Origin of the sequence: Micromonospora sp. NPDC048063, from assembly GCF_043202855.1 — a bacterium.
Lineage (GTDB): Bacteria > Actinomycetota > Actinomycetes > Mycobacteriales > Micromonosporaceae > Micromonospora.
In genome coordinates this window covers 18,799-41,259 of the sequence record NZ_JBIDBG010000019.1, presented here as the reverse complement: position 1 = coordinate 41,259, position 22,461 = coordinate 18,799, and the positions used below count along the sequence as shown (strand labels likewise).

General features: G+C 71.9%; 16 protein-coding genes. 8 read left to right on the top strand and 8 right to left on the bottom strand.

From position 1 onward, the window contains the following. Positions 1-5: 5 nt before the first annotated feature. The 5 genes from ACGFZ2_RS29460 to ACGFZ2_RS29440 all read right to left on the bottom strand — a co-directional run bounded on the left by ACGFZ2_RS29460 (position 6) and on the right by ACGFZ2_RS29440 (position 5,183). Entirely contained in the window at positions 6-1,496 is a 1,491-nt protein-coding gene (locus tag ACGFZ2_RS29460; RefSeq protein WP_393459161.1) for a mannitol dehydrogenase family protein, read from the bottom strand. Beyond that, positions 1,493-2,554 carry a dihydrodipicolinate synthase family protein gene (locus ACGFZ2_RS29455; protein WP_393459158.1) on the bottom strand — a complete coding sequence of 354 codons (1,062 nt, stop codon included), beginning with the start codon at positions 2,552-2,554 and terminating at the stop codon, positions 1,493-1,495. Before ACGFZ2_RS29455 ends, ACGFZ2_RS29460 begins: the two co-directional genes overlap by 4 nt. 72 nt (positions 2,555-2,626) lie before the next feature. Further along, a complete protein-coding gene (locus ACGFZ2_RS29450; RefSeq protein WP_393459155.1) occupies positions 2,627-3,283 on the bottom strand; it encodes an SGNH/GDSL hydrolase family protein in 657 nt (218 codons plus the stop codon). A gap of 15 nt (positions 3,284-3,298) precedes the next feature. Beyond that, entirely contained in the window at positions 3,299-4,306 is a 1,008-nt protein-coding gene (locus tag ACGFZ2_RS29445) for a Gfo/Idh/MocA family protein (protein WP_393459153.1), read from the bottom strand. 13 nt (positions 4,307-4,319) lie between these two features. Further along, a complete protein-coding gene (locus ACGFZ2_RS29440; protein ID WP_393269165.1) occupies positions 4,320-5,183 on the bottom strand; it encodes a Gfo/Idh/MocA family protein in 864 nt (287 codons plus the stop codon). Positions 5,184-5,398: 215 nt separating this feature from the next. Between ACGFZ2_RS29440 and ACGFZ2_RS29435 the strand changes: the two genes are divergently transcribed. From ACGFZ2_RS29435 to ACGFZ2_RS29400, 8 genes are all read left to right on the top strand, one after another. Continuing rightward, complete coding sequence (locus ACGFZ2_RS29435) at positions 5,399-6,358, top strand: dienelactone hydrolase family protein (protein ID WP_393459150.1); 960 nt, start codon at positions 5,399-5,401, stop codon at positions 6,356-6,358. Further along, positions 6,355-7,359 (top strand): hydroxyacid dehydrogenase, encoded by a 1,005-nt coding sequence (locus ACGFZ2_RS29430; RefSeq protein ID WP_393459147.1) that lies wholly within the window; start codon positions 6,355-6,357, stop codon positions 7,357-7,359. Before ACGFZ2_RS29435 ends, ACGFZ2_RS29430 begins: the two co-directional genes overlap by 4 nt. Before the next feature lie 261 nt (positions 7,360-7,620). Next, positions 7,621-8,847, top strand: coding sequence for an ABC transporter substrate-binding protein (locus ACGFZ2_RS29425; protein WP_393459144.1), 1,227 nt, complete (start codon positions 7,621-7,623; stop codon positions 8,845-8,847). 67 nt (positions 8,848-8,914) lie between these two features. Next, a complete protein-coding gene (locus tag ACGFZ2_RS29420; protein WP_393269176.1) occupies positions 8,915-9,850 on the top strand; it encodes a carbohydrate ABC transporter permease in 936 nt (311 codons plus the stop codon). After that, positions 9,847-10,731, top strand: coding sequence for a carbohydrate ABC transporter permease (locus ACGFZ2_RS29415; protein WP_393459141.1), 885 nt, complete (start codon positions 9,847-9,849; stop codon positions 10,729-10,731). The genes ACGFZ2_RS29420 and ACGFZ2_RS29415 overlap by 4 nt, the downstream gene beginning before the upstream one ends. 96 nt (positions 10,732-10,827) lie before the next feature. Beyond that, complete coding sequence (locus ACGFZ2_RS29410; RefSeq protein ID WP_393459138.1) at positions 10,828-12,900, top strand: hypothetical protein; 2,073 nt, start codon at positions 10,828-10,830, stop codon at positions 12,898-12,900. A gap of 84 nt (positions 12,901-12,984) precedes the next feature. Further along, on the top strand, positions 12,985-15,462 hold the full coding sequence (locus ACGFZ2_RS29405; protein WP_393459135.1) for a hypothetical protein: 2,478 nt from the start codon (positions 12,985-12,987) through the stop codon (positions 15,460-15,462). Then, on the top strand, positions 15,459-18,353 hold the full coding sequence (locus ACGFZ2_RS29400) for a hypothetical protein (protein ID WP_393459132.1): 2,895 nt from the start codon (positions 15,459-15,461) through the stop codon (positions 18,351-18,353). The genes ACGFZ2_RS29405 and ACGFZ2_RS29400 overlap by 4 nt, the downstream gene beginning before the upstream one ends. Here the strand turns inward: ACGFZ2_RS29400 and ACGFZ2_RS29395 are convergent. The 3 genes from ACGFZ2_RS29395 to ACGFZ2_RS29385 are packed head-to-tail and all read right to left on the bottom strand — an operon-like array spanning position 18,258 to position 22,393. Continuing rightward, a complete protein-coding gene (locus tag ACGFZ2_RS29395; RefSeq protein WP_393459129.1) occupies positions 18,258-19,829 on the bottom strand; it encodes a DUF4127 family protein in 1,572 nt (523 codons plus the stop codon). The two genes, ACGFZ2_RS29400 and ACGFZ2_RS29395, sit on opposite strands and share 96 nt — an antisense overlap. A 33-nt stretch (positions 19,830-19,862) precedes the next feature. Beyond that, positions 19,863-21,161, bottom strand: coding sequence for an enolase C-terminal domain-like protein (locus ACGFZ2_RS29390; RefSeq protein ID WP_393459126.1), 1,299 nt, complete (start codon positions 21,159-21,161; stop codon positions 19,863-19,865). Then, a complete protein-coding gene (locus ACGFZ2_RS29385; RefSeq protein ID WP_393459123.1) occupies positions 21,158-22,393 on the bottom strand; it encodes an AGE family epimerase/isomerase in 1,236 nt (411 codons plus the stop codon). Before ACGFZ2_RS29385 ends, ACGFZ2_RS29390 begins: the two co-directional genes overlap by 4 nt. Between the last annotated feature and the right edge of the window lie 68 nt (positions 22,394-22,461).

Below are 22,461 nucleotides of genomic sequence, written 5' to 3'. Positions count from 1 at the left end.
GAGCCCTACGCCGGAGCGGTGGTGTCGCACCGCAGGCGGGCGACGTGGTCGACCAGGGCGGCCCGCAGACCGTCGTGGTCCCGGAGGTCAGCCCCGAAGATCTCCCGGACGTCCAGGAAGGAACTGACCAGGCGGTGCGGATCGCTGCCGCCGGCCACCACCGCGGCGCACAGCCGGTCGGCCAACGGGTCCTCCAACGGCACCGCCCTGTCGCGGACGTCGGCGACGTACGTCATCCACGCGGCGATCGCCAGCGCGGCATGGTGGGGCACCACACCGGCGGCGAGGCGGTCCCGAACGGTGCCCACCAGCCGGACCGGCAGCTTCTGGGACCCGTCCATCGCCACCTGGGCGGTGCGGTGCCGCAGCGCCGGGTTGGCGAAGCGGGTGAGGACCTCGCGTCGGTAGCGGTCCAGATCCAGTCCCCGCGGGACGCGCAGCGTGGGCGCGACGTCCTCGGCCATCAGCGCGTCGGCGGTCGCGGCGAGGTCGTCGTCGGCGAGCGCCTGCGCGATCGTCTCGTGTCGGCGCAGCGCGCCCAGATAGGCGAGCAGGGAGTGGGTGCCGTTGAGCATGCGCAGCTTGACGGCCTCCCAGGCGGCGACGTCATCGGTGAGCACCGCTCCGGCCAGTTCCCAGGCCGGTCGGTCGGCCGCGAAGTCGTCCTCGATCACCCACTGCCGGAAGGGCTCGGCGACCACGAGGCCCTCGTCGCGCAGACCCAGGATCGCCGCGGCCTCGGCACGGTCCCGGGGGGTGGTGGCCGGGACGATCCGGTCGACCACGCAGGACGGAAAACGGGCCGCCCCGGCGATCCAGTCGGCGAGCACGTCGCCCTCGGCCGACGGCAGCGCGGCCAGGAAGTCGTGCACCAGGTGGCGCAGGACCCTGCCGTTGCCGACCAGGTTGTCGCAGGACAGGATCGTGACCGGACCGGCGTCGAGTGCCTGCCGTCGTCGCAGCCCGCGGACGAGTTGACCGACGGCGGTGCGGGGCGGGCGGCCCCGCAGGTCGGCGACGACCTCCGGATCCGTCAGGTCCAACCGGCCGTCGCCGCCTCGCCGGTAGCCCTTCTCGGTGACCGTGAGGGTGATCAGCCGGACGGCGGGATCGGCGAGGCGGTCGACGACCGCCGCCGGATCGTGCGGCCCGGCGAGGACCTCCCGGACACTGCCGACCACCCGCAGGGGCGCGGCTGCCGGCCCGCGCTCCAGCACGGAGTAGAGGCCGTCCTGCGCCGTCAACTGGTCGCGTACGGCCGTGGAGCGTTGCGTCACCGCGGTGATACCCCAGTCGTCGCGGCCGGCGGCGGCCGCGGCCAGTTCGGTGAAGGTCGCCTGGTGTGCCCGGTGGAAGGCACCGATGCCGAGGTGCACCATGCCGACCCGCACCGCGCGCGGGTCCACCGCCGGCCCGATCCAGCCACCGCACCCCCGCGGTGCGGCCGCGAGGCTGCCCAGCGAGAGCCGTGGCCCCGACCCTGCCGTGGCGCTCACGACAGCCAGCGGTCGAGGTGCTCGGCGACGAAGTCGTCGTCGCGCAGTTGCGGGTACGCCCGCCACACCCGGTCGATCTCCGCGAGCTGACCCGGGCTGAGCGATTCGCGCTCGTCCAGGCACCACAGCCCGGCGAGCAGCCCCTGCCGGCGCAGCACCTCGTGGATGCCGGAGAGGCAGCCGTGGAACCTGCCGGCGACGTCGAAGATGGCGGCATTGGCGTCGGTGAGGGCGAGTTCGGTGGCGAACGCCTCGCGCAGCGCGTCCGGGTCGCCGGCCTTCGCCCGCCGGGCGGTCCGGTGCAGGTGCACCGCGCGCTGCGTCCACACCGACCACTGACCGAGCAGCCCACCGACGAACTCGATTTCCCGGGAGCCGTCGACGGGGTAGCGCGAGAGCAGGTCGCCGACGATGTGGTCGTCGTTGCCGGTGTAGAGGGCGATGTCGGTGCTGCGCCCCGACGCGGCCACGCCGAGGATGACGTCGAGCGACGCGTACCGGTCGAACGGGGCGACCTTGATGCCGATGACCGACGGCAGGTCCGCCAGGCTGGTCCAGAACGACCGGGACAGAACCCGGCCGCCGACGGCCGGTTGCAGGTAGAACCCGATCACCGGCAGCACCTCGCCCACCGCCGCCGCCCGCTGGACCAGCTCGTCCTCGGTGAGGTCGCCGGCGCCGTACGGGGCGAGCAGGATCGCGTGGTAGCCGAGTTCGGCGGCCAGCTCCGCCTCGGCGACGGCGTGTCGGGTCGGCCCGCAGGCGCCGGCGACGAGGATGGTGTCGGGGGTCTCGTACTCGGCGGCGGTGGTGGCGGCCAGTTCGAGGACGGGCCGGAGCAGGCCGTGGCGGGGCTCGTGGATGGCGAACTGGGTGGTGTGTACGGCGACGGCGACGCCGCCGGCGCCGGCCTCCAGGTAGTAGCGGGTGAGGGCGCGTTGGCGGCGTTCGTCGAGTTTGAGGTGGGCGTCCAGCGCCAGAGGATGCGCGGGAATCACCGTGCCGGTACGGAAGAGTGTCAGCGGGTCGGTCGTCCTGGCCTGCACCGTCGTGGTCATCGGCACCTTCCATTCCGCGTCTGGGATCGAGTGGGTCCTGCCCGGCACGCTGCTGCTGCCTTCGTCCGTGGGTCAGGGAATCGTGAGGCGGCCGGAGCGGCTCGTGGGATCCCAGGCCCCGAAGGCGTCGAGCAGGGTGCGGGCCATGGCCCGGTGACCGTGCTGGCCGGGGTGGCACCCCATGGCGTACCAGTGCTCGGGCGCCGGCCGGTCGGTGTCGGTCCACACGGCGTAGTGGTCGACCAGGGGCGCCGCGGTGTCGGTGGCGACGGCCCGGATCGCGTCGACGTAGCGGGGGAGGTGCTCGACGACGTGCTCGGGAGCCGTCGGCAGGGTGTCGTTCGGGGTCTGGGCCACGACCAGGCTGTCCGCCCCGGTGCGGAGCCGCTCGACGACCGACCGGTAGGTGGACGAGAACGCGGCCAGGCCGGCCTCGCCGTGCTTCGTGTCGTTGAGTCCGATGCCCACCACCACGACGTCCGGCCGGAAGCGCAGGGCGAGCCGGTCGAGACGCTCGTCGAGGTCGGTGACGGTGTAGCCGCTCACGGCGGTGTTGACGAACGCGTCCGCGGTCCGACCCAGCTCGCGCAGGCGTTCGGTGAACAGCTCGGGGTACGACCGGGCGCCGTAGGTGTGCCAGGTCCCGGCGGTCACGCTGTCGCCGATGAACGCCCAGGTCAGCGGCGTCTGCCGGGCGATGACGGCGGTCAGTGCGGGGTGCGGGTCCACGTTTCGCTCCTTCGGTCAGTGGATGCGTACCGGTTTCCCGGCCCGACCCGACTGGTAGACCGCCTCGATGAAGGCCACGGCCGCCCGCGCCTGGGCGGCGGTGACCAGCGGCGGGCCACCGGTGCGGGCCGCGGTGACGAAATCGGTGAGCTGGGCCAGCTGCTGGTCGGTCGGTACGCCGTCCGGCCCGGGTGGTTGCCCGCCGTGCCTCGAGGTGTAGTGGGTGAGTTGTTCCGCCTCCACCACCACCGAGCCGCCGTCACCGAAGACCGCGTAGCGGATCGGGACGGTGTCGTAGGCGGCGGTGGTCGCCAGGAAGGTCAGCAGGGCGCCGCTGCGCAGCCGGGCGGTGATGGTGACGGTGTCCTCGACCTCGATGCGTTCGTGGGCGAGCAGGTCGGTGTACGCGAACACCTCGTCGACCTCGCCCAGCAGCCACAGCGCCAGGTCCACCAGGTGCACACCCTGGTTCATCAGGGCACCGCCGCCGTCGAGGGCCCAGGTGCCACGCCAGTCGCCGGCGTCGTAGTACTCCTGGCTGCGCCAGAGCGCGACCTCGAAGGTGGCGGACGTGATCCGCCCCAGGTGACCGTCGCGGATGGCGCGGAAGACGAACTGGTTCGCCTCGGCGAACCGGCGTTGGCTCACGACGCTCAGGGTCCGGCCCGACCGCTTCTCCGCGTCGAGGATCTGATCAGCGGCCTCGACCGTCACGTCGATCGGCTTCTCCAGCAGCACGTGCTTGCCCGCTTCCAGCGCGGCGACCGTGACGGCCGCGTGCAGGCCGCTCGGGATCGCCACGATCACGGCGTCGACGTCCGGGCGGGCGAGCAACTCCGGCACCGACCGGGTGGCGTCGACGCCGAACTCGGTTGCGACGGCGTCGGCGTGTCCGGTGTTCTCGTCGGCGACCGCGACCAGCGTCGCGTCGGCGGCGCCGCTGACCAGGCGCTGGACGTGGGCCCTGCCGATGACGCCGACCCCGATGACGCCGACGCGGAGCGGACCGTGGGGTGGGGGCATGTTCCGTCCTTTCCTAGGACCGGCTGGTCAGCGCGTCGGTGATCGCCGCCATGACCACGATCGGGGAGAGCAGGGCGCGCGGATCGACCGGTGACCGCCCCTGGTCGCAGGCGTCGACGAACCGGGCGAGCGCGGGGGCGTTGTAGTCGGGGCCGATCGTCGGGGACTCGGTCAGTACGCCGCGCGTCCCGGTGGCCACCACCTGGAACGGGACGCGGTCGTCGGTGGGCGTGACGAAGGTGAAGGTCACCACGACGTCGCCGATCCGGGTGAGGGCCACCGTGGTGTCGCCTTCGCGGACCAGGTCGACCGATGCCGACTCGGGCTCGACGTGCGGGTCGCCGAGTAGTTGGAGGGCCAGTTCGACCTGATGGATGCCGTAGAAGAACAGGCCTGCCCACTCGCTGTCGGGATCGGCCGGGCCGATGACGGCGAGCTGGCGCAGCCGACCGATCCGTTCCTGTGGGTCGGTGAGCCGGGCGACCTCGGGGACGAACCGCAGGGCCGAGCAGGACACCAGCGGCGCGTGGCCGCGCGCGGCGGCCGCGAGGATCGCCTGGGCGTCGTCGACCGATGCGGCCAGGGGCTTGTCGACCAGCACCGGCAGCCCGGCGTCCAGCAGTGGCTCGGCCTGTTTCCGGTGGTGGCGTCCGTCGCGGCTGCTGACGATCGCCGCGTCGACCCGTCCGATCAGGTCGCTCGGCTCGTCGACGACGAGTTCGATGCCGCCGGTCTCGGACAACGCCGCGTTGCGGTCGGTCGGGCCACCGGCCAGGGCCACCACCCGGTTGCCGGGGTGCCGCTGCTCGGTGTTCAGAAAGCGAATGAAGTGGTCGACGTGCGAGTTCTCGGTGCCGATGATTCCGATCCGTCTCACGCGACTGCCCCTCTTCGACGTCGACACCCAACTGCCCCAAGCCTCGCCTGCAATCGGTTGCACGTCAAGAGGTCTTCCCGCCCGCCGAGCGGTCCTACCTGAACGGACATGCTGCACCTGAGCCGCACCCGATCGGCGTGCCGTGCGCGGGGGCCGTGAGATTTTCCGCGAGCAATCGATTGCAGTCGAGCTGGGCATGGCCTTACCCTGGCCCGGTGAACCCGGATGGTGCCACTGACGAGCATCACGAGCCGGAGCAGGGCCGGAACTGGTGGCGGCGGTGGCTGGGTGCGGTCCGCGATCCGGACGGGTCGTGGGAGATCGGCTCGGCGCGGCGGACCGCTGAGGGGACGGTGCGCTGTCCCGTCGACCTGACCTCGTACGGGACGACGATGCGGGCGGAGCTGGTCCGGCCGGCGGGTGAGGACGTCCGCCCGGCCGTGGTCGTGCCGTTCTACGAGGTGGCCACCCTGTTCGGTGAGCCCTGCGCCCGCACCGCCGGCCAAAGCGTCGCCCGACGGCGATCCCAGGCGTACGCCCGGCACCTCGTCGCGCGGGGCTTCGCGGTCCTCGCCGTGCCATGGTGGTTCGAGTACGTGCTCGACCCGGCGACGGGAACGGCCTCGCTGAGCGAACGGTACGGACCGAGCGCCGCGTCGCACGCGGACTCGTTGGCGATCACCGGTCTGGGCCGCAGCCTGGCCGATCTGTTCCTCGCGGTGGACGCCCTCGCCTGCGTACCGTGGGTCGCGCCCCGGCGGATCGGTGCCTTCGGCCACTCGCTCGGCGGGAAGCTGGCGCTGCACCTGACCGCGTTGGACACGCGGATCGCCGCGGGAGTCGCGCACGAACCGGGCCTGGGCCTGGCGTACTCGAACTGGGCCGATCCCTGGTACCTCGACGGCGCGGTGCCGCCCGACCGCGACCACGACGACCTGCTCGCCCTGGTCGCGCCCCGACCGTTCCTGCTCGCCGGCGGCGGCGCCTCGGACGGATGGCACAACCACCGTCTGGTCGAGCGGGCCGCCCGACGGTGGCCTGGACCGCCCGGCCTGGAGACCCTCTACCACAACACCGGACACGCCCACCCCGACCACGTCCTGGACGCCTGCTACGCGTGGTTGCGCGGGCGCCTGGCCGCTGTCGACACCCCCGAGGAGACCTGCCCGCCATGACCAAGCCGACCCTCTGCGTCGTCGTCGCCCCCGACGAGTACGACCTGCTGTTCGCGCCGGAGTCCCAGGAGCGACTCCACGACCACGCGGTCGTCGAGTTCGGCGACGGCGACCGGGGGACGGTGCTGCCGCCGGCCGCCGCCGACCGGTTCGACGTCGTCGTCACGTCGTGGAGCACGACGCCGTTCGACCCGGCTCGACTGCGTGGCGAGCGGCTGCGACTCGCCCTGCACTCGGCCGGTTCGATCCGCCGGCTGTTCCCGGCCGCGGTCCTCCGGTCCGGGCTGCGGGTCTGCCAGGCCGGCGCGGCAGCGATGGCGCCCGCCGTCGCCGAGATGGCGCTCACCCTGACCCTCGCCCTGCTGCGGAACCTGCACCGGCACGACCGCGCCCTGTGGACGGGACGTGACTGGGCGGCGGCACGGCAGCCCGTACTGGGCCGGGCGCTGGCGGCGCGCAACGTCGGGATCGTCGGTTTCGGTCGCACCGGACGGGAGTACGCGCGGATGGTGCGGGCGTTGGGCGCGTCGGCGCTGCGCGCGTACGACCCGTACGCCGACCCGGCGGTGGCCGCGGGGCACGGGGTGGAGCTGGTCGGGTTGGCGGAGCTGTTCCGGTGCAGCGACGTCGTCGCCGTGCACGCGCCGTCCACCCCGGAGACCCGGCACCTCGTCGGCCGGGGCGAACTCGCCGCGCTGCCGGACGGCGCGATCGTGGTCAACACGGCCCGCTCCTGGGTCGTCGACGAGGAGGCCCTGCTCGCGGAGCTGGTGCCGGGCCGGCTCTCGGCCGGGTTGGACGTGTTCGACACCGAGCCGCTGCCGGCGACGAGTGCGTTCCTGGGGCTGCCGAACGTCGTCGTCACGCCGCACGTCGCGGGCGGCACGGTCGAGGCGCGACAGACGCAGGGTCGGATCGTGGTCGACGAGCTGTGCCGGTTCGTGGCCGGCGCACCGCTCGAACACGAGGTGAGCGTGGAGTCCTACGACCTGCTGGCGTGACCGGGCCGGCGGGCGCGTCGCGGTGCGGGCCGGGTGCGGACCCCGGCGGGACGGTGGCCGCTCGTCGGTCGTCGACCGGCCACCCTGCACCGACGACCCCCGCGCGCCGGGAACGGTTCGGCCTATCGATGCCCTTGACCGGTGGCGGTGCCGACGCTAGGTTCTCTGCAACCGATTGCACGATAAAGAGCAGGCGGGGGCAGGCTGTTTCAGAAAAGAGGGGGCGGCATGAGCGGTAATTCCAGACTCCGATTGGGCGCCATGGTGCTGACGGTGACGCTGGCCGTCGCCGGCTGCAACGGCGGGGACAGCGCGATGCCGACGGATCCGGGTGCCGTCGAGGGTTCGGTGACCTTCTGGACCTACCCCATCGGGGACAGCGGCAAGGACAGCTACTGGGATCCGGTGGTCGAGCAGTTCAAGCAGAAGTACCCGAAGGTCGACGTCGACGTCGTGGTGCAACCGTTCACCAACCGCGAGGAAACCCTCGTCACGGCGATCGCCGGCAAGCAGGGCCCCGACGTCGTCTACTTCAACCCCGACTTCATCCCCAAGTTCGCCGTCGAGGGCGTGCTGGAGCCCGTCGAGGACGTCATCGCCGACGACCGGGACGACTTCACGCCGGCGGCGCTCGACGCGATGTCGTGGGACGGGAAGCTCTACGGTGTGCCGCTGCTGATGCAGGCGCTGATCGGCGTGTGCAACAAGCGGGTGCTCGCCGCGTCCGGGGTGGAGAAGTGCCCGGAGACCTGGGCGGACATCGAGCAGATGGCGCCGAAGGTGAAGGCGGCCGGATACGTCCCGACCGACTACGTGGCCGCCCAGACCCTCACCCTCAACCACAGCTTCTACCCCTACCTCTGGCAGGCCGGCGGTGAGGTCCTGACCGCCGACGGCAAGAAGGCGGCGTTCAACAGCCCCGAGGGGCTGCGGGCCCTGGAGTTCGTCAAGAAGCTGGTCGACAACGGGTGGACCTCGCAGCAGAGCCTGACCACGGCCGAGACGCTGGAGCAGAGCGCGCTGGGGCAGGGCAAGCAGGCCTACTCGCCCAACAACACGACCGCCAGCCTGGCGAAGCTGTTCAAGCCGGAGGAGTTGGTGGTCAGCCAGCCGCTCACCGACAAGGTGCAGGTCGCCGCCGGCTCGGTGGGTGGCCTGTCGGTGCTGGCCGGCAGCGACGCCAAGGCCGCGTCGAAGGCGTGGATCGACTTCCTGACCAGCCCGGAGCACATGCGGTCCTTCGACCAGAAGAACGGCTACTACGCGCCGAGGAAGTCCGTCACGGGGCTGTACGCGGACAACCCGGGGATGGCCGAGGGCGAGAAGCACCTGGACGTCATCCGGTCGGGCGTCATCCACCCGAAGGCGCGGGAGATCATGAACCTGATCAAGCCGCACCTGCAGGCCGTGCTGCTCGGCAAGACCGCACCCGGGGATGCGCTCGCCGCGGCCGAGAAGGACGTCAACGCGCTCCTCGAGCGCCGCTGATTCACATACGACGGTCGCAGGCGTGGCCGCATCCGGCACGCCTGCGACCACCGGCGAAGGAGGTGTGGTGAGCGAGCAGGCCGTAGGGACAGTCCAGCCAGTGCCGCAGTCGGGGGCACGACGCGCGAGAAGGCCCTGGTGGCGCTCGCGGGCCGCCTTCGCCGGCTACCTGTTCATCCTGCCGTACGTCCTCTTCTTCCTGGTGTTCCGGATCATCCCCGCGGTCATGGGCATGTTCCTCAGCCTGGGCGACTACGGGATCGCCGGCACCTTCACCTTCGTGGGGACGGAGAACTTCACCCGCCTGTTCGGCGATTCGCTGTTCTGGAACTCGCTGAAGGTCACGGCCTACTACACCCTGCTCACCATCCCGCTCAGCATGGGTGTGTCCCTGGCGATGGCGACGCTGTGCGACCGGACCCTGCGCGGCATGAGCATCTACCGCTCCGTCTTCTTCCTCCCGGTCGTCACCAGCACGGTCATGTCCGGCATCATCTGGGTGTGGATCTTCGAGGTCGACGGTCCGCTCAACTGGCTGCTCAACCTCGTCGGCATCCCGAGCGTGGGCTGGTTGCAGAGCGAGGCCATGGTCATTCCCGCGCTCGCGATCGTGAGCGCGTGGAAGGGCTTCGGCTACAACATGCTCATCCTGCTCGCCGGAATGCTCGCCATCCCCAACGAGTACTACGAGGCCGCCCACGTCGACGGGGCCGGGTGGCGGCGCCGTTACTGGCACGTCACGCTGCCGCTGCTGAAGCCGGCCCTCTTCTTCGTCCTGGTCCTGGAGATCATCGGATCCTTCCAGGTGTTCGACACCATCTACGTGATGACCGGCGGCGGCCCGGTACGCGCCAGCTACTCGCTGACGTACATGATCTACGACCAGGGCTTCGGCTACTTCGACTTCGGTTACGCGAGCGCCGCCGGCGTCGTCCTGCTGGTCATCACCCTCATCACCTCGCTGATCCAGCACCGCCTGATGAACAAGGGGAAGTCGGCATGAGCACCACGGTCGCGCAGGCCCCCGCCCCACCGGCGACCAGCACACCGCAGCCTCCCGTGCGGCGGCCCGACCGGCGGCGGCGCCGGGCCCTGTGGATGCACGTGCCGCTGGCGCTCTGCGCGGTGGTGACGTTCTTCCCCTTCTGGGCGATGCTCGTGCTGTCCCTGCAACCGAAGCAGGGCGTGGAGCTGCCGGGCTCGTTGCTGCCGGACAGCGTCTCGTTCGACGCGTACGCCGACGCCCTCGGCAGCAACCAGGTGTACGAGTGGGCCCTCAACTCGGCGGTCTACTCGTTGGCGTCGGTGGTCCTCGTCCTGCTCTTCGCCTCGATGGCGGGCTACGCGTTCGCCAAGAAGCGGTTCCTGGGCAGGGAGTTCGTCTTCTGGTTGTTCGTCGCGATGCTCATGGTGCCGGGGCACCTGACGCTCATCCCGCTGTTCATCATGGTGTCGGAGATGGGTGGCCTCGACACGATGTGGGGGATGGTCGTGCCCACCATCGCCAACGCCCAGGCCATGTTCCTGATGCGGCAGTTCATCCAGGAGATCCCGGACGAGCTGCTCGAGGCGGCCCGCATCGACGGGGCGAGCGAGTTCCGGGTCTACTGGTCGATCATCCTGCCGCAGACCAAGCCGATCATGGCCACGCTCGGCACCTTCGTCTTCCTGTGGCACTGGAACGACTTCCTCTGGCCGCTGGTGTCCCAGCGCAGTCCCGGCAACTACGTGCTGACGGTGGGTCTGAACAGCCTCCAGGAGCAGGACACCGAACTGGCCACCACGATGGCCGCCTCCGTCATCACCTTCGTCCCCACCGTCGTGGTCTTCGTCCTCCTGCAGCGGTTCTTCGTCCGCGGCGTGATGATGAGCGGCCTCAAGTAGCGGCGTCACGCGCTCAGCGGCACGCCCCTCCCCCTGTCTATGCCATCGATTGCAGTACCGCGAGGCGCAATCCGGACGAACAGAAGAGGTGCCCTCATGCGATCGCTCCTGCCCAGCGGACTCCGGCGAGGCTCGGTCGTCCTCGCCGCCTGTCTCCCGCTTCTCCTGCTGACGACCACCGCCGCCCCGGCGGCACCCCCCGCTGTCGTGGCGACCGCCGGCCAGGTCACCGACCTGGGGCCGGCGCTCTACACCGTGAACGTCCGCAACGCCGAATTCGGCACACTGCCCGACGGCACGCCGGTGGCCTACGCGATCTCCAACGGCACCCCGGCCAGCTTCACCGTCGTCGACGCCCGCGACGGCACGCGGATCACGGCCATCCCGCTCGACGGCTACACCGTCGGCGGCTGGGTGGAGCTGGCGGCCGACGGCACCGTCTACTTCTCCGTACGCGCCCCCACGCCGGCGGCCGTGTTCCGCTTCCACCCGGACACCATGCGGCTGGAGCAGCTCGGCGGGATCGCCGGGGAGACCGCCCTCTACTCGGCCACCTTCGACGCGAACGGCGTCCTGTACTTTGGCACCTACCCGCACGCGAAGCTCGTGTCGTTCGACCCGGCGACCGGCCGGTTCCGCGACTACGGCAGCCTCACCACCGACGCCGCCTACGTCTTCTCGGTCGGGATCGTGGCAGGCAAGATCTGGGCCGGCACCGGACCGGTGCCCCACCTCTACCAGGTCGACCCGCGATCCGGTCGGACCACCGAGATGTCGGTGCCCGCGCCCCTGCTCGAGAACACCGACTGGTTCATCGGCATCGAGCCCCGCGACGACCTGGTCTTCGTGCGGCTCTCGCCGCGAGGCACGTACGACATGGCGGTGTACGACCTGAAGCGCGAGCGGTGGCTCGACCAGGTCATCGGCAACACCTTCGGTGCGGAACCCACCGCCCAGGGGCGCGACGGCACCTTCTACCTGATGGCCGGCGGAACCCTGACCGGCTACCAGGTGCCCGCCCGCCGCAGCGTCTCGACCGGATTCGAGGACAGCGCCCTGCCGGCCCAGCTGGCCGACGCGGTGGGCACGTACGGGATGAGCCTCGTCGACCTGCGCGAACCGCTCTTCCCCGGTGAGACCGTGGCGGGCATCGACACCGACGGCCGCCTCTGGCACTACAACCTCGCCACCAGACGGTCCCGGATCGTCCCCGCCGACGTGCTGGGCTCACCCGCCGGGGCGCACAGCATGGGCGTCGGCCCCGACGGCACCGTGTACCTGGGCGCCTACCTCAGCAGCGGCGTGATGAGCCGGATCGACCAGGAGTCGCAGCAGGTCGAGCAGATCCGTGGGCCCAAGCAGGCGGACGCGATCGTCAGCCACAACGGGACGATCGCGGTGAGTTCCTACCCCGGCGCCGTCGTGCACACCGGCGATCCGGCGCAGCCCTGGGCCTGGGGCACCAATCCCCGCGAGGTGCTGGAGCTCGGCCGGGGCGAGCCGCACTTCCAGGACCGGATCTTCGCCATGACCTCGGCGGGGGAGCGGCTCGCGGTCGGCAGTGTCCCGGACTACGGGCAGCTCGGCGGCGCGCTGACCCTCGTCGACCCCGCCACCGGGGCCGCCGAGGTCCACCGCGACGTCGTCGACGACCAGAGCGTCGTCTCGCTCGCCTACCGGGACGGGGTCGTCTACGGCGGCACGTCGATCCACGGCGGGCTGTCCAGCGAGCCGACGCAGGACCAGGCGCGGCTGTTCGCCTGGGACGTGGCGGCCGGCCGGCTGGCGTGGAGCGACGTGGTCGTGCCGGGCGCGACGGTCATCCACGAGCTCGAGTTCGGCCCCGACGGCCTGCTGTGGGGGATGGCCGACGACGGCACCGTCTTCGCGTACGACCCGGGTCAACGGAAGGTGGTCCGGTCGGTCGCGTCCGGCCTGCGCAACACCAACACCTGGGGCCGGGTCTCGTCGCTGTACCACCGCCCGGCCGACGGGCTCTTCTACGGCAACGCCGGTGGCCGGCTCTTCCGGTTCGACCCCGGGACGCTGGCGATCGAGGTGCTCGTCGAGACCGGCGTACGGGAGTCGGCGATGGACGGGCAGGGCCGGATCTACTTCGCCGACGCCACCCACGTCTACCGATTCGATCCCGCGACGACACACCAGTAGCGCCCACCCGGCCCGCTCGCCTCGGCGAGCGGGCCGGCCCGTTTCGCCCATCGTCCCGTCCCGCGTCGACCGAAAGGTGCCACCATGCCAGGTTCATCCAGACCCGGCCCACGCATCCGTCGCAGGGCCCTGCTCGCCCTGCTCCTGGGCGTGACGTTACTCGCCACGTCCGCCGGGCCCGCACACGCGTCGCCCGCCTCCGATACGAGCGGCGCCGCCGCCGCGCAGCACGACCCGATGGCCGAGTTCGTGGACCTCGGCTCGATGTACACGGCCAACGTGCGGCTCGCGGCGATGGACGTCCGCCCCGACGGCACGCCCGTCGTCTACGGCTTCAGCGACGGTACCCCGGTGAGCTTCAACGCCATCGACGCCCGCACCGGCGAGCTGCTGCACACCACGACCTTCCCGGGCTACACCGTCGCCAGTTCCATCGTGGTGGACGACTCCGGGCTGGTCTACTTCAGCGTCCGGGCGCCCAACGACGGCACCCTGTGGCGGTACGACCCCGCGACCGACCAGGTGACCAAGATCGCCACGGGGGTGGTCGGTGAGGGGATGCTGCGGACGCTGCTGATCAGGGACGGCATCCTCTACGGCACCACCTACCCGGACGCCAAGGTCTACTCCTACGACCCCGCCACCGGTGCGTTCCGCGACTACGGCGGTATGACGACCGACGGGGACTACGCCTGGGGCTTCGACGAGGTCGACGGCAGGCTCTGGGTCGGCACGGGCGCGGTCCCGCACCTGTTCAGCCTCGACCCGGCGACCGGCGGGAAGACCGAGATCCCGCTGCCGGAGCCGGTGGCGTCCAGGGCCAGCTTCATCAACCGGGTCACCCGGCACGGCGACCTGGCGTTCGTGCAGTACTCACCGAGCCTGGACGGCCGGAACCACCTCGTCTACGACCTGTCCGCCGGGCAGTGGTGCTGCACCGGCACGATCGGGCAGCCGATCGCCTTCGGCCACATGACCCGCGGCGCCGTGGACGGCCGCTTCTTCTACGCCTCCGGCGACAAGGTCCAGGGCTACGACACCGCCACCCGGCAGACGACCTCCATCGGGTGGGAGGACAGCCCCCTCGCCGCGGCGCTCGGCACCACCCGCGCCTTCGAGCCAATGCAGCTCGGCACGCCCCAGTTCCCCGGCACGACCCTGGTGGGCATGCGCGGCGACGGCACGATCTGGCGGTACAACCTGCAGAACCGCACCGGCGACATCCTGCCGAACGTCATCCGGAGCACCCCGGCGACGGTCCACTCCGTCGGCGCCGGCCCCGACGGAAACGTCTACTTCGGCGCCTACCTCAGCGCCGGCGTCATGGCCCGCGTCAACCGCGGGACGGGCCAGCTCGAGCAGTTGTCGGGGCCGAAGCAGGCGGACAGCATCACCACCCACGGCAACCGGATCGTGGTGGGCAGCTATCCCGGCGCGGAGTACTACGCGGGCGAGGTCGGCGGCGACGCCGCCTGGGACTGGGGCAGCAACCCCCGGCACCTGTTCTCGCTCGGCCGCGCCGAGCTCGGGCAGGACCGGCCGGTGACCCTCGTGTCGGCGGGGAACGTGGTGGTCGGCGGCACCGTCCCCGACTACGGGGAACTGGGCGGCGGCCTCGTGGTCTTCGACCCGGCCAGCGGGGCGTACCAGTTCCACCGCGACGTCGTACCGGACCAGAGCGTGACCGCGCTGACCACCGTCGGCGGGCTCGTCGTCGGCGGCACCTCGATCCACGGCGGGCTGTCGAGCACCCCCACCCGGGACCGGGCCGAACTCTTCGTCTGGGACGTCGAGGCCGGTAAGAAGGTCTGGAGTGCGCCCGTGGTGGGCGGCGGCGCCGTGGTCCAGGCGCTCACCGTCGGCCCGAACGGCATGGTGTGGGGCCTGGTCGGGGACGGCACCGTCTTCGAGTTCGACCCGCGTACCCGCACCGTCACCCGGTCCTTCGACCCCGGATTCGCCGACGGCAACCTGTGGGGCTTCCGCACCGAGCTGTTCTACCGCGCCGCGGACGCCCGCTTCTACGGCAACGCCGGCGGGAAGCTGTTCTGGTTCGACCCGCAGACCCTGGAACACGGGCTGGTCCTGGCGCAGGACGTCCGCATCGCCGGCATGGACCGTGACGAGACGATCTACGTCGCGAACAACACCAACGTGTTCCGCTGGGAGCCCGCCGACGACCCGCGCGACTGCGACGCGACGGTCACCGGTACGCACGACGGCCCGCTCCGGGTCACCGAAGGCAAGACCTGCGTCACCGGCGCGGTGGTCGACGGTCCCGTCCAGGTCGGCGCCGGGGCGAGTGTCCGGATCGAGGACTCCCGCGTGCACGGTGGCGTCACCACGGACCAGGCCCGGGTGGTGAGCATCGCCCGGTCCCGCGTCGACGGGGCGGTGTCGATCACGCGTACCAGCGGACGCGTGCTGCTGTCCGGCAACACCGTCGACGGCGTGCTCGCCTGCGCGGAGAACGGCTGGGCGCCGACCGACGACGGCGTCCGCAACGCGGTGACCGGGCAGGTGTCAGGGCAGTGCGTCGGACTGAAGGGAGAGTCGTCGTGAGCGACAACCGACGGAGCCGGGCCTGGGCCCGGTGGATGCTGAGCGCGGTGGTGCTGGCGCCGGTCGCGCTCGTGGCGCCACCCGCGAGCGCCGGTGCGACCGGCGTGACCGCGGGCACGAGCGGGAACCTGCTGGCGAACGCGAGCTTCGAGGAGGTGGGTCCGGACGCCCTGCCCACGGGCTGGGCCCCGGTGTGGCCCGGCTCGGAGAAGTACTACTCCCTCGACGACACCGACGCCAGCGACGGTGCCCGGAGCCTGCGGGTGCGCGACGCGAGCACGACTGCCGGCGCCGGCCTGCGACCCGCGCGGGTGCCGGTGACCGGGGGCACGAGCTACACGTTCTCGATGGACCTCAAGCTCGCCAGCGGCGTCCTGCAACCGACGGTCTACTTCTACGACTCCGCCGGTGCCAGGGTCGCCCAGCCGTACCAGGTGCTGCGCCCGGCACCCGGGGCGTGGGACCGTCAGGCGGCGACGTTCGCGGCGCCGGCCGGCGCGGTGAGCGCGGAGCCGGTCATCTACTCCAGTTCGGTCGGCACCGTCGACGGCCTCGTCGACTCGGTCGCGTTCGCCGCCACCGGCCCCGGTCCACAGCCGCCGGCCGGTGTCGAGCAGGATCTGGGCGAGCCGATCGCCGGCATCACCAACGCCGGGGCGGGCTACACCACCGACTCGGCCGGACGGGACATCGGGGTGGTCATCGGCGGTGGCAGTCCCTCGACGTTCAGCGCGGTGGACATCGTGACCGGTGCGCGGTTGATGAGCCGGACGATGCCGAACGTGATCATGTCCTGGTCGTTCGTCACGACCCCGGACCGCGACATCTACATCGGCACCCAGACCAAGGGGGAGGTGTGGCGGTTCGACCCGGACGACCTCACCCTCGAACTCGTCGCCACCGCGCCGTTCGGTCAGACGCACCTGTGGTCGGCGACCCTCGACGACCGCGGCCGGCCGGTGTGGGGCACCTATCCCGACGGCAAGGTGATCGCCTACGACCCCGCCACGGGGCAGTGGCAGGACTACGGGGTGCAGGTCGACGGCAACATCTACGTGCGCAGCATCGACTCCGACGGTCGGTACGTGTACGCCGGTGGCGGCGCGCTGCGGGCCAGCCTCACCCGCCTCGACACGCACACCGGCGAGATCCGGGAGATCCCGCTGCCACCCGGGCACGACGCCGACACCTTCCTCTACGACGTGACCGTCTCCGGCGGGCTGCTCTTCGCCCGGCCGACGCCCTCGATCGACCTGCTCGTCTACTCGCTGGCCGAGCAGGCGTGGGTGGACGTCGTACCCCAGGTCGTGGGTCTGGCCGTGTCTCCCGAGGTGAGCACCGAGGACAGCGGCGTGCGCCGGCGCGAGGCGCTGATCGCGCCGATCGACGGTGCGGTGATCGCCTACGACCTCGACACCCGGCAGCAGCGCCGGATCTCCATGAACCTCCAGGGATCCGCGGCCCGTGGCTGGGCCCTGATGGAGTTGGGCACCGACGGGTTCCCCGGCACCTCCGTGGTGACCGCGACCAGCAAGTCGATCTTCCACGCCTGGAACCCCGCCACCGGGCGGACGGCCGCGGTACGCGGCGACGCGGAGCTGACGCCGTTCCTGATCCGGTCGATGGCGACCGGCCCGCGCGGCGACGTCTACGTCGGCGGGTACGGATCCCCGCCGGGGATCGCCCGGGTGGACGTGGACAGCGGCGCGACCGAGCCGCTCAACGGTGTCGGACAGACCGAGGGGCTCGTCGCCCACGGCGACCATCTCGTCTTCGGCACCTATCCCGGTGCGCGGATCTACGCCTACGACACCACCCGGCCGTGGGATCCGGCGACGAACCCGGTGACGGACCGCGACCGGGTCGTCTCGCTGGGCAGTCACCAGGATCGACCACTCGGCTGGGTCAGCGCCGGTGACGTCGTGGCCATCGGCTCGATGCCGGACTACGGGCAGCTCGGCGGAGCGCTGTCCCTGTTCAACCCGTCGACCGGTGACCTGCGGGTGTTCCGCGACGTCGTCAAGGACCAGACCCCGCTCGCCCTGGCCTACCGGGACGGCCTCGTCTACGGCGGCACCGGCATCTGGGGCGGCATCGGCATCGAACCGACCACCCGCGAGGGCAAGCTGTTCGTCTTCGACCCGGCGACCGGGAAGGTGGTGTTCGAGACCGTGCCCGTCCCGGGGGAGGAGAACGTCTCGGCCCTCACCTTCGACGACGACGGCAACCTGTGGGGCTTCACCGCGAACGCGCTGTTCAAGTTCGACCCGGACACCCGCACGGTGGTGCTCCGCAAGACCTACTTCGGCGTGGACGACAGCAAGATCTACGCGACCGGCCGGGAGCTCTTCTGGCACCACGGGAAGCTCGTCGGCACCTCGACCGGCCGGCTCTTCGAGATCGACCCCGCGACTCTGGAGATGACGGTCCTGCAGAGCGGGACGCAGAACCTGGCCATCGACCGCAACGGCACCTACTACTACAACCGGGGCAGCACCCTGTACCGGTGGGTGCCGGAGCCCGTGGCGCCCGCCTGCGACCGGACGGTCACCGGAACGCACCACGGCGACCTCGCGGTCGCGGCCGGGACGACCTGTGTCCGGAACGCCGACGTCCGGGGCGACATCGTCGTAGGCCCCGGCGCGGGCGTACTCGTGGAGGATTCACAGCTGCAGGGCGGGGTGGAGGCCGACCACGCGCGCGCCGTGTGGCTCCGCCGGGCCCAGGTCCGCGGCGCGGTGAGCGTGGCCGGCACCGGCGGCTGGGTGGTGCTGTCGGGCAACCGGATCTCGGGATCACTGACCTGCACCGGGAACGACAGCGACCCGACCGACCGGGGCGAGCCCAACAGCGTCACCGGCGACAGCCTGGGGCAGTGCGCCGGCATGTGACGGCGGCGTCAGGTCGAAGTCGACGGTGAAGGTGTACGACCAGGGCAGCCGCGCGTTCGTCACGGTCCAGCCGGACAGCGTCCGGGTGCCGGTCGCCCACCGGTGCAGATCCCGCGTGATCCGCGCGTGCACGTCGGGCAGCTCGTCGAGCGGTGGGTCGGTCAGTCCCCGCCGCGTCGCCTCCTGTTGCAGGCGTCGCCGCACGACCGGCAGGTAGTGCCCGTCCTCGATGATCTTGCGGGCGAGGAACCGGTCGCGGGCGTCCTGCGAGCGCGGGGTGACCGACAGCGCCGGCGTGACACCGGCGGCGAGGGTGGTGCCGATCGTGTTGCCCGCGGTGTTCCAGCCGCCGTAGGACACGAGCCGGCCCAGCAGGCCCCGGTCGTCGAGCCCGGCGAGCAACTGGGGGTCGCTGCCGTTGGCGAAGCGGATGTCCGCCACGGCCACCCGGCGCCCCGCGGCGACGTGGGCCGCGACCGCGTCCGCCACGGCCGTCCAGCCGGTGTCGGCGGACGCGTCGGGTGGGTCGAGCACCCAGTCGCCGGGCTCCGGCGCCGGCGGGTGCACGACGACCACCAGGTCGGCCTCGTCGGCGTCCGCGACCTCCACGGCTCCGAGGGCACGAACCTGGTTGGCGAGGCCGAGCCGCACGGGCCGGTCCTCGTACGGGGCGATCCGGTCCAGGCCGTCCGCGTCCGGGCAGTCGACGGCGATCTTCGGGGTGATTCCCCGGACCTGAGCCGCCACGCGCGCCACGAGCACGCTGGGCACCTCGTCGGCGCCGGGGTAGGTGAGGACGTCGACGCCGAGCCGCTCGATCCAGCGCTGCAACTGTCGCCGCTCCGCCGCCGGCAGCCCCCGCGGCGCGGTGTCGTCGGACGAGATCACGAGGGTGTCCAGGACCCCGTCGGAGGCCATCTCCAACGCGGCCAGCAGCACGGCGTGGTTGCGCGCGCGCCGGCGCACCAGGTCGGTCACGTAGGCGTCGGGCACCTGCCCACGAGCGGCGGCGACCGCCTCGGCCGTCGCCTCGCCCAGGTCGTGCGCGTCCCAGACGGTCGACAACGCGCCGAGCCGCGCGCCGTGCGTGGCCCAGTAGGCCGGTTCCTGGCGGGAGCGGGCGGCGTTGTCGTACGACGGCAGTCGGGTCACCACGCCGAAGGCGGTGACCGGCACGTCGATCTCGCGTAGGACGTCGAGGCGGGGCAGCACCTGCCCGATCCGGTCGTCGGTGTTGCGCGACGGGATCAGCCCACCGTGGACGAGCAACTCCAGGGAGACGACGACGTGGTCGACCTCCGTGGAGATCTCCCGGAGCCACCGCGCCAGGGCTGCGGTGTCCGCCGGCCGCCGGAACGACGGCATGGCGGCGGGAGGTGGGGTGACGACGTCCAACCCGGCGCACGCCCCGATGGCGACCGCGTAGCCACGGGTGTTGGGTCTCTCGTCCGGCGGCAGCAGGGCGACGCGGGTCATGTGGTCCTCCTCGGGATCGCGGTCGGTGCGGCGTCAGTAGATGCCGGGTGCTGGTTGGTCGAGGACGACCACGCCGTCGTCGACGGTGACCAGGGACGGCTGCCGACCGGCGAGGTCGCGGTTGCCGGTCGGCGCGTACTGGCGGCTGTTGTACTCCAGATGCGGGGCGGAGAGGTCGAACACGCTCGCCAGGCGGGCCGAGTGGGCGAGGGCCGCGTCCACCGCCGTGAGGTCCTGCATCGTCACGAAGAGCCCGCGAGCGCGGGCGAAGGCGTACGTGAGCAGGGCGGGCGTCTGGCCCTTGCCGGCCTTCACCACGACTCCCGACCAGCCGTCGCTCCGCACGTGGCGAAGTTGCGCCGGGTCGTGCAGGCTCTCGTCCATCAGTACGGGCCTGCGCCGGCTCTGCTCCCGCACGGCGGCCGGATCCGGGTTGCTGTCCCGGGGCCAGGGCTGCTCGACGAAGGCCACGGCCTGGAAGGCGTCGGGTGCCGTCGCCGCCAGGGCGTCCAGCATCGCTCCGAGTGCCGCCGGCCCGGGGTAGCCCTCGTTGGGGTCCACCGACAGCATCACGTCGGCCGTCCGGGCCGATGCCACCCGATGCACGTCTGCGATCCGCCGCGCGTCGGCGTCGGGATCGCGACCCGTCACCTTGATCTTCACATGGCGTACGCCGTCCCGGCGCAGCCACTCCTCGAGCGACCACTCGCGACCGGCGTCGCCGGGCCGCAGCGGGTCGGAGGTGCCGACCACGTGCTGGACCGGCAGCCGCCGGCGCGGTGCGGTCAGGAACTCACCCGGGTAGCGGCCGGCCAACGTCGGATCCACGCACGCGCCGAGGTCGTGGGCGAGGTGGTCGCGGGTGTACATGGTGTGCGCCGGGCGGCCCGCCGCGCGTGCCCACGCGTCGTGCAGGGCGTTGTCGACCGCGCCGAGGCACAGCAGCGCCGCCAGCCGGGGTATCGGGGCGTCCTCGACGGCGGCACTGGTGTCGGCCACCGTCCCGTGCAGCCGGAGCCACATGCCGACGGGGTCGGCCGGCTCGGCACCCAGCGCGGCGTGCGCGAACCGCTCGGTGAGGCGGCGCAGGGCGGCGTCCCGTCCTCTGACGTCCAGCCGCGATGTCGGCCAAGCCCACGGGACAGAGAGCACCGAAGCACCCCGGCCGGTCGCGGCCTCGCCGCGGCGGTTCGTGGCGACCACGTCGACCAGGGCGAGGGTGAACCAGGTGATGGCGCGACCGCTGATCATGAACGGCTGGTCCAGGTCGATCTCCCGGAAGCGGACCCGGGCGTCGCGGACGGTGATGTCGGTGTCAGCGGTGGCTGTCAACTCCGCACCTCGGCACCGAGTTCGACCAGTTGCATGAGGTTCCGGGCGATGTGGAAGGGGTCCTTGACCGGCAACGCCACGACCTGGTCCAGCGGGCGTCCGCCGCGGTCGCGGATCTGGACCCACTCCTCGCCCTCGTCCCGGCCGGGGAACGTCGCGAGGGTGTAGTCCCAGATCAGCTCCGCCCACCGACCGGCGTCGCGGTCGCCGTAGCGGCGTGCGGCCAGCGCGGTGGTGTACGCCGCCTCGGTGTGCACCCACCACAGCTTCGTGCTCCAGGTCGAACGGACCAGCCTCTCGTAGGGCGTGTCGCCCCCGGTGCCGCGCGGCTCCGTGGCGCCCTCGGCGTCGACGTAGCGGAAGAGCCCCCCGTGCCGGCTGTCCCAGGCCGATGCGCAGAGGGCCTCGATGCTGGTCAGCAGCTCGGCGTCGGTGACCTCGTCGCTCTCGCCGAGGAGGTCACCCGCCTCCAGGGCGACCCAGACGCCTTCGAGGGCGTGCCCGGGAACCCGGTGCCGGGCGACGAGGGACGTGTCGTCGGGCCGGTCGGGAATCATCTCCCGGAAGGTGCCGTCGGGCGTGCGGTGGCGGAGCATGGCGTCGCGGTCGGCGGCGAGGTCGGCCAGCGTGTCCGAGGTCATCCGGTCGAGGTGGAGCAGGGCCCGCGCGTGTTCCAGGCGGGTGTTGAGCAGGATCATCCGGGGGCCGAAGGCGGCGTGCCCGTCGGGGACGGCGTACGGCGGCGTCGCCGCGCGGTTCGCCCGGATGTCCGCGGTCGCCCGGGACAGCAGCGGCTCGGCGACCTCCAGCCACGCCGTCGACCCGGTCGTGCGGGCCAGTTCGGCCAGTCCCATCACGACGAAGCAGTCCGCGTAGACGCTGTGCGTCTCGCCGGCCGGACCGTGGGTGGGGGTGCCGTCCGTGGTGACCACGAAGTGGCAGGTGCCGTCGGGTCGGATCACATGGTCGGCGAGGAACCGGGCACCGCGTTCGGCCAGTGCCACCAGGCGGTCGGCGTCGACGTCCAGCAGCCCGTCCGTGGCCAGCCGGGCCGCTCGCGCGAGCAGCCACACGAACCGCCCCTGCGACCAGGTGAACTTCTCGGTGGAGACGAGCCGGCGGCCGCGGTTGTCGAAGCAGGTGTGGAAGCCGCCCCGCCGCTCGTCGACGCCGTGGCGCAGCCAGAAGGGCAGGATCACGTTCTCGAGTTGGACCCGGGCCTCAGACGTCATCCGACCCCTCCTGGTGCAATCGCTTGCATGCCGTGTCGGTGGCTAGAGTAGCGGCACGCTTCACATTC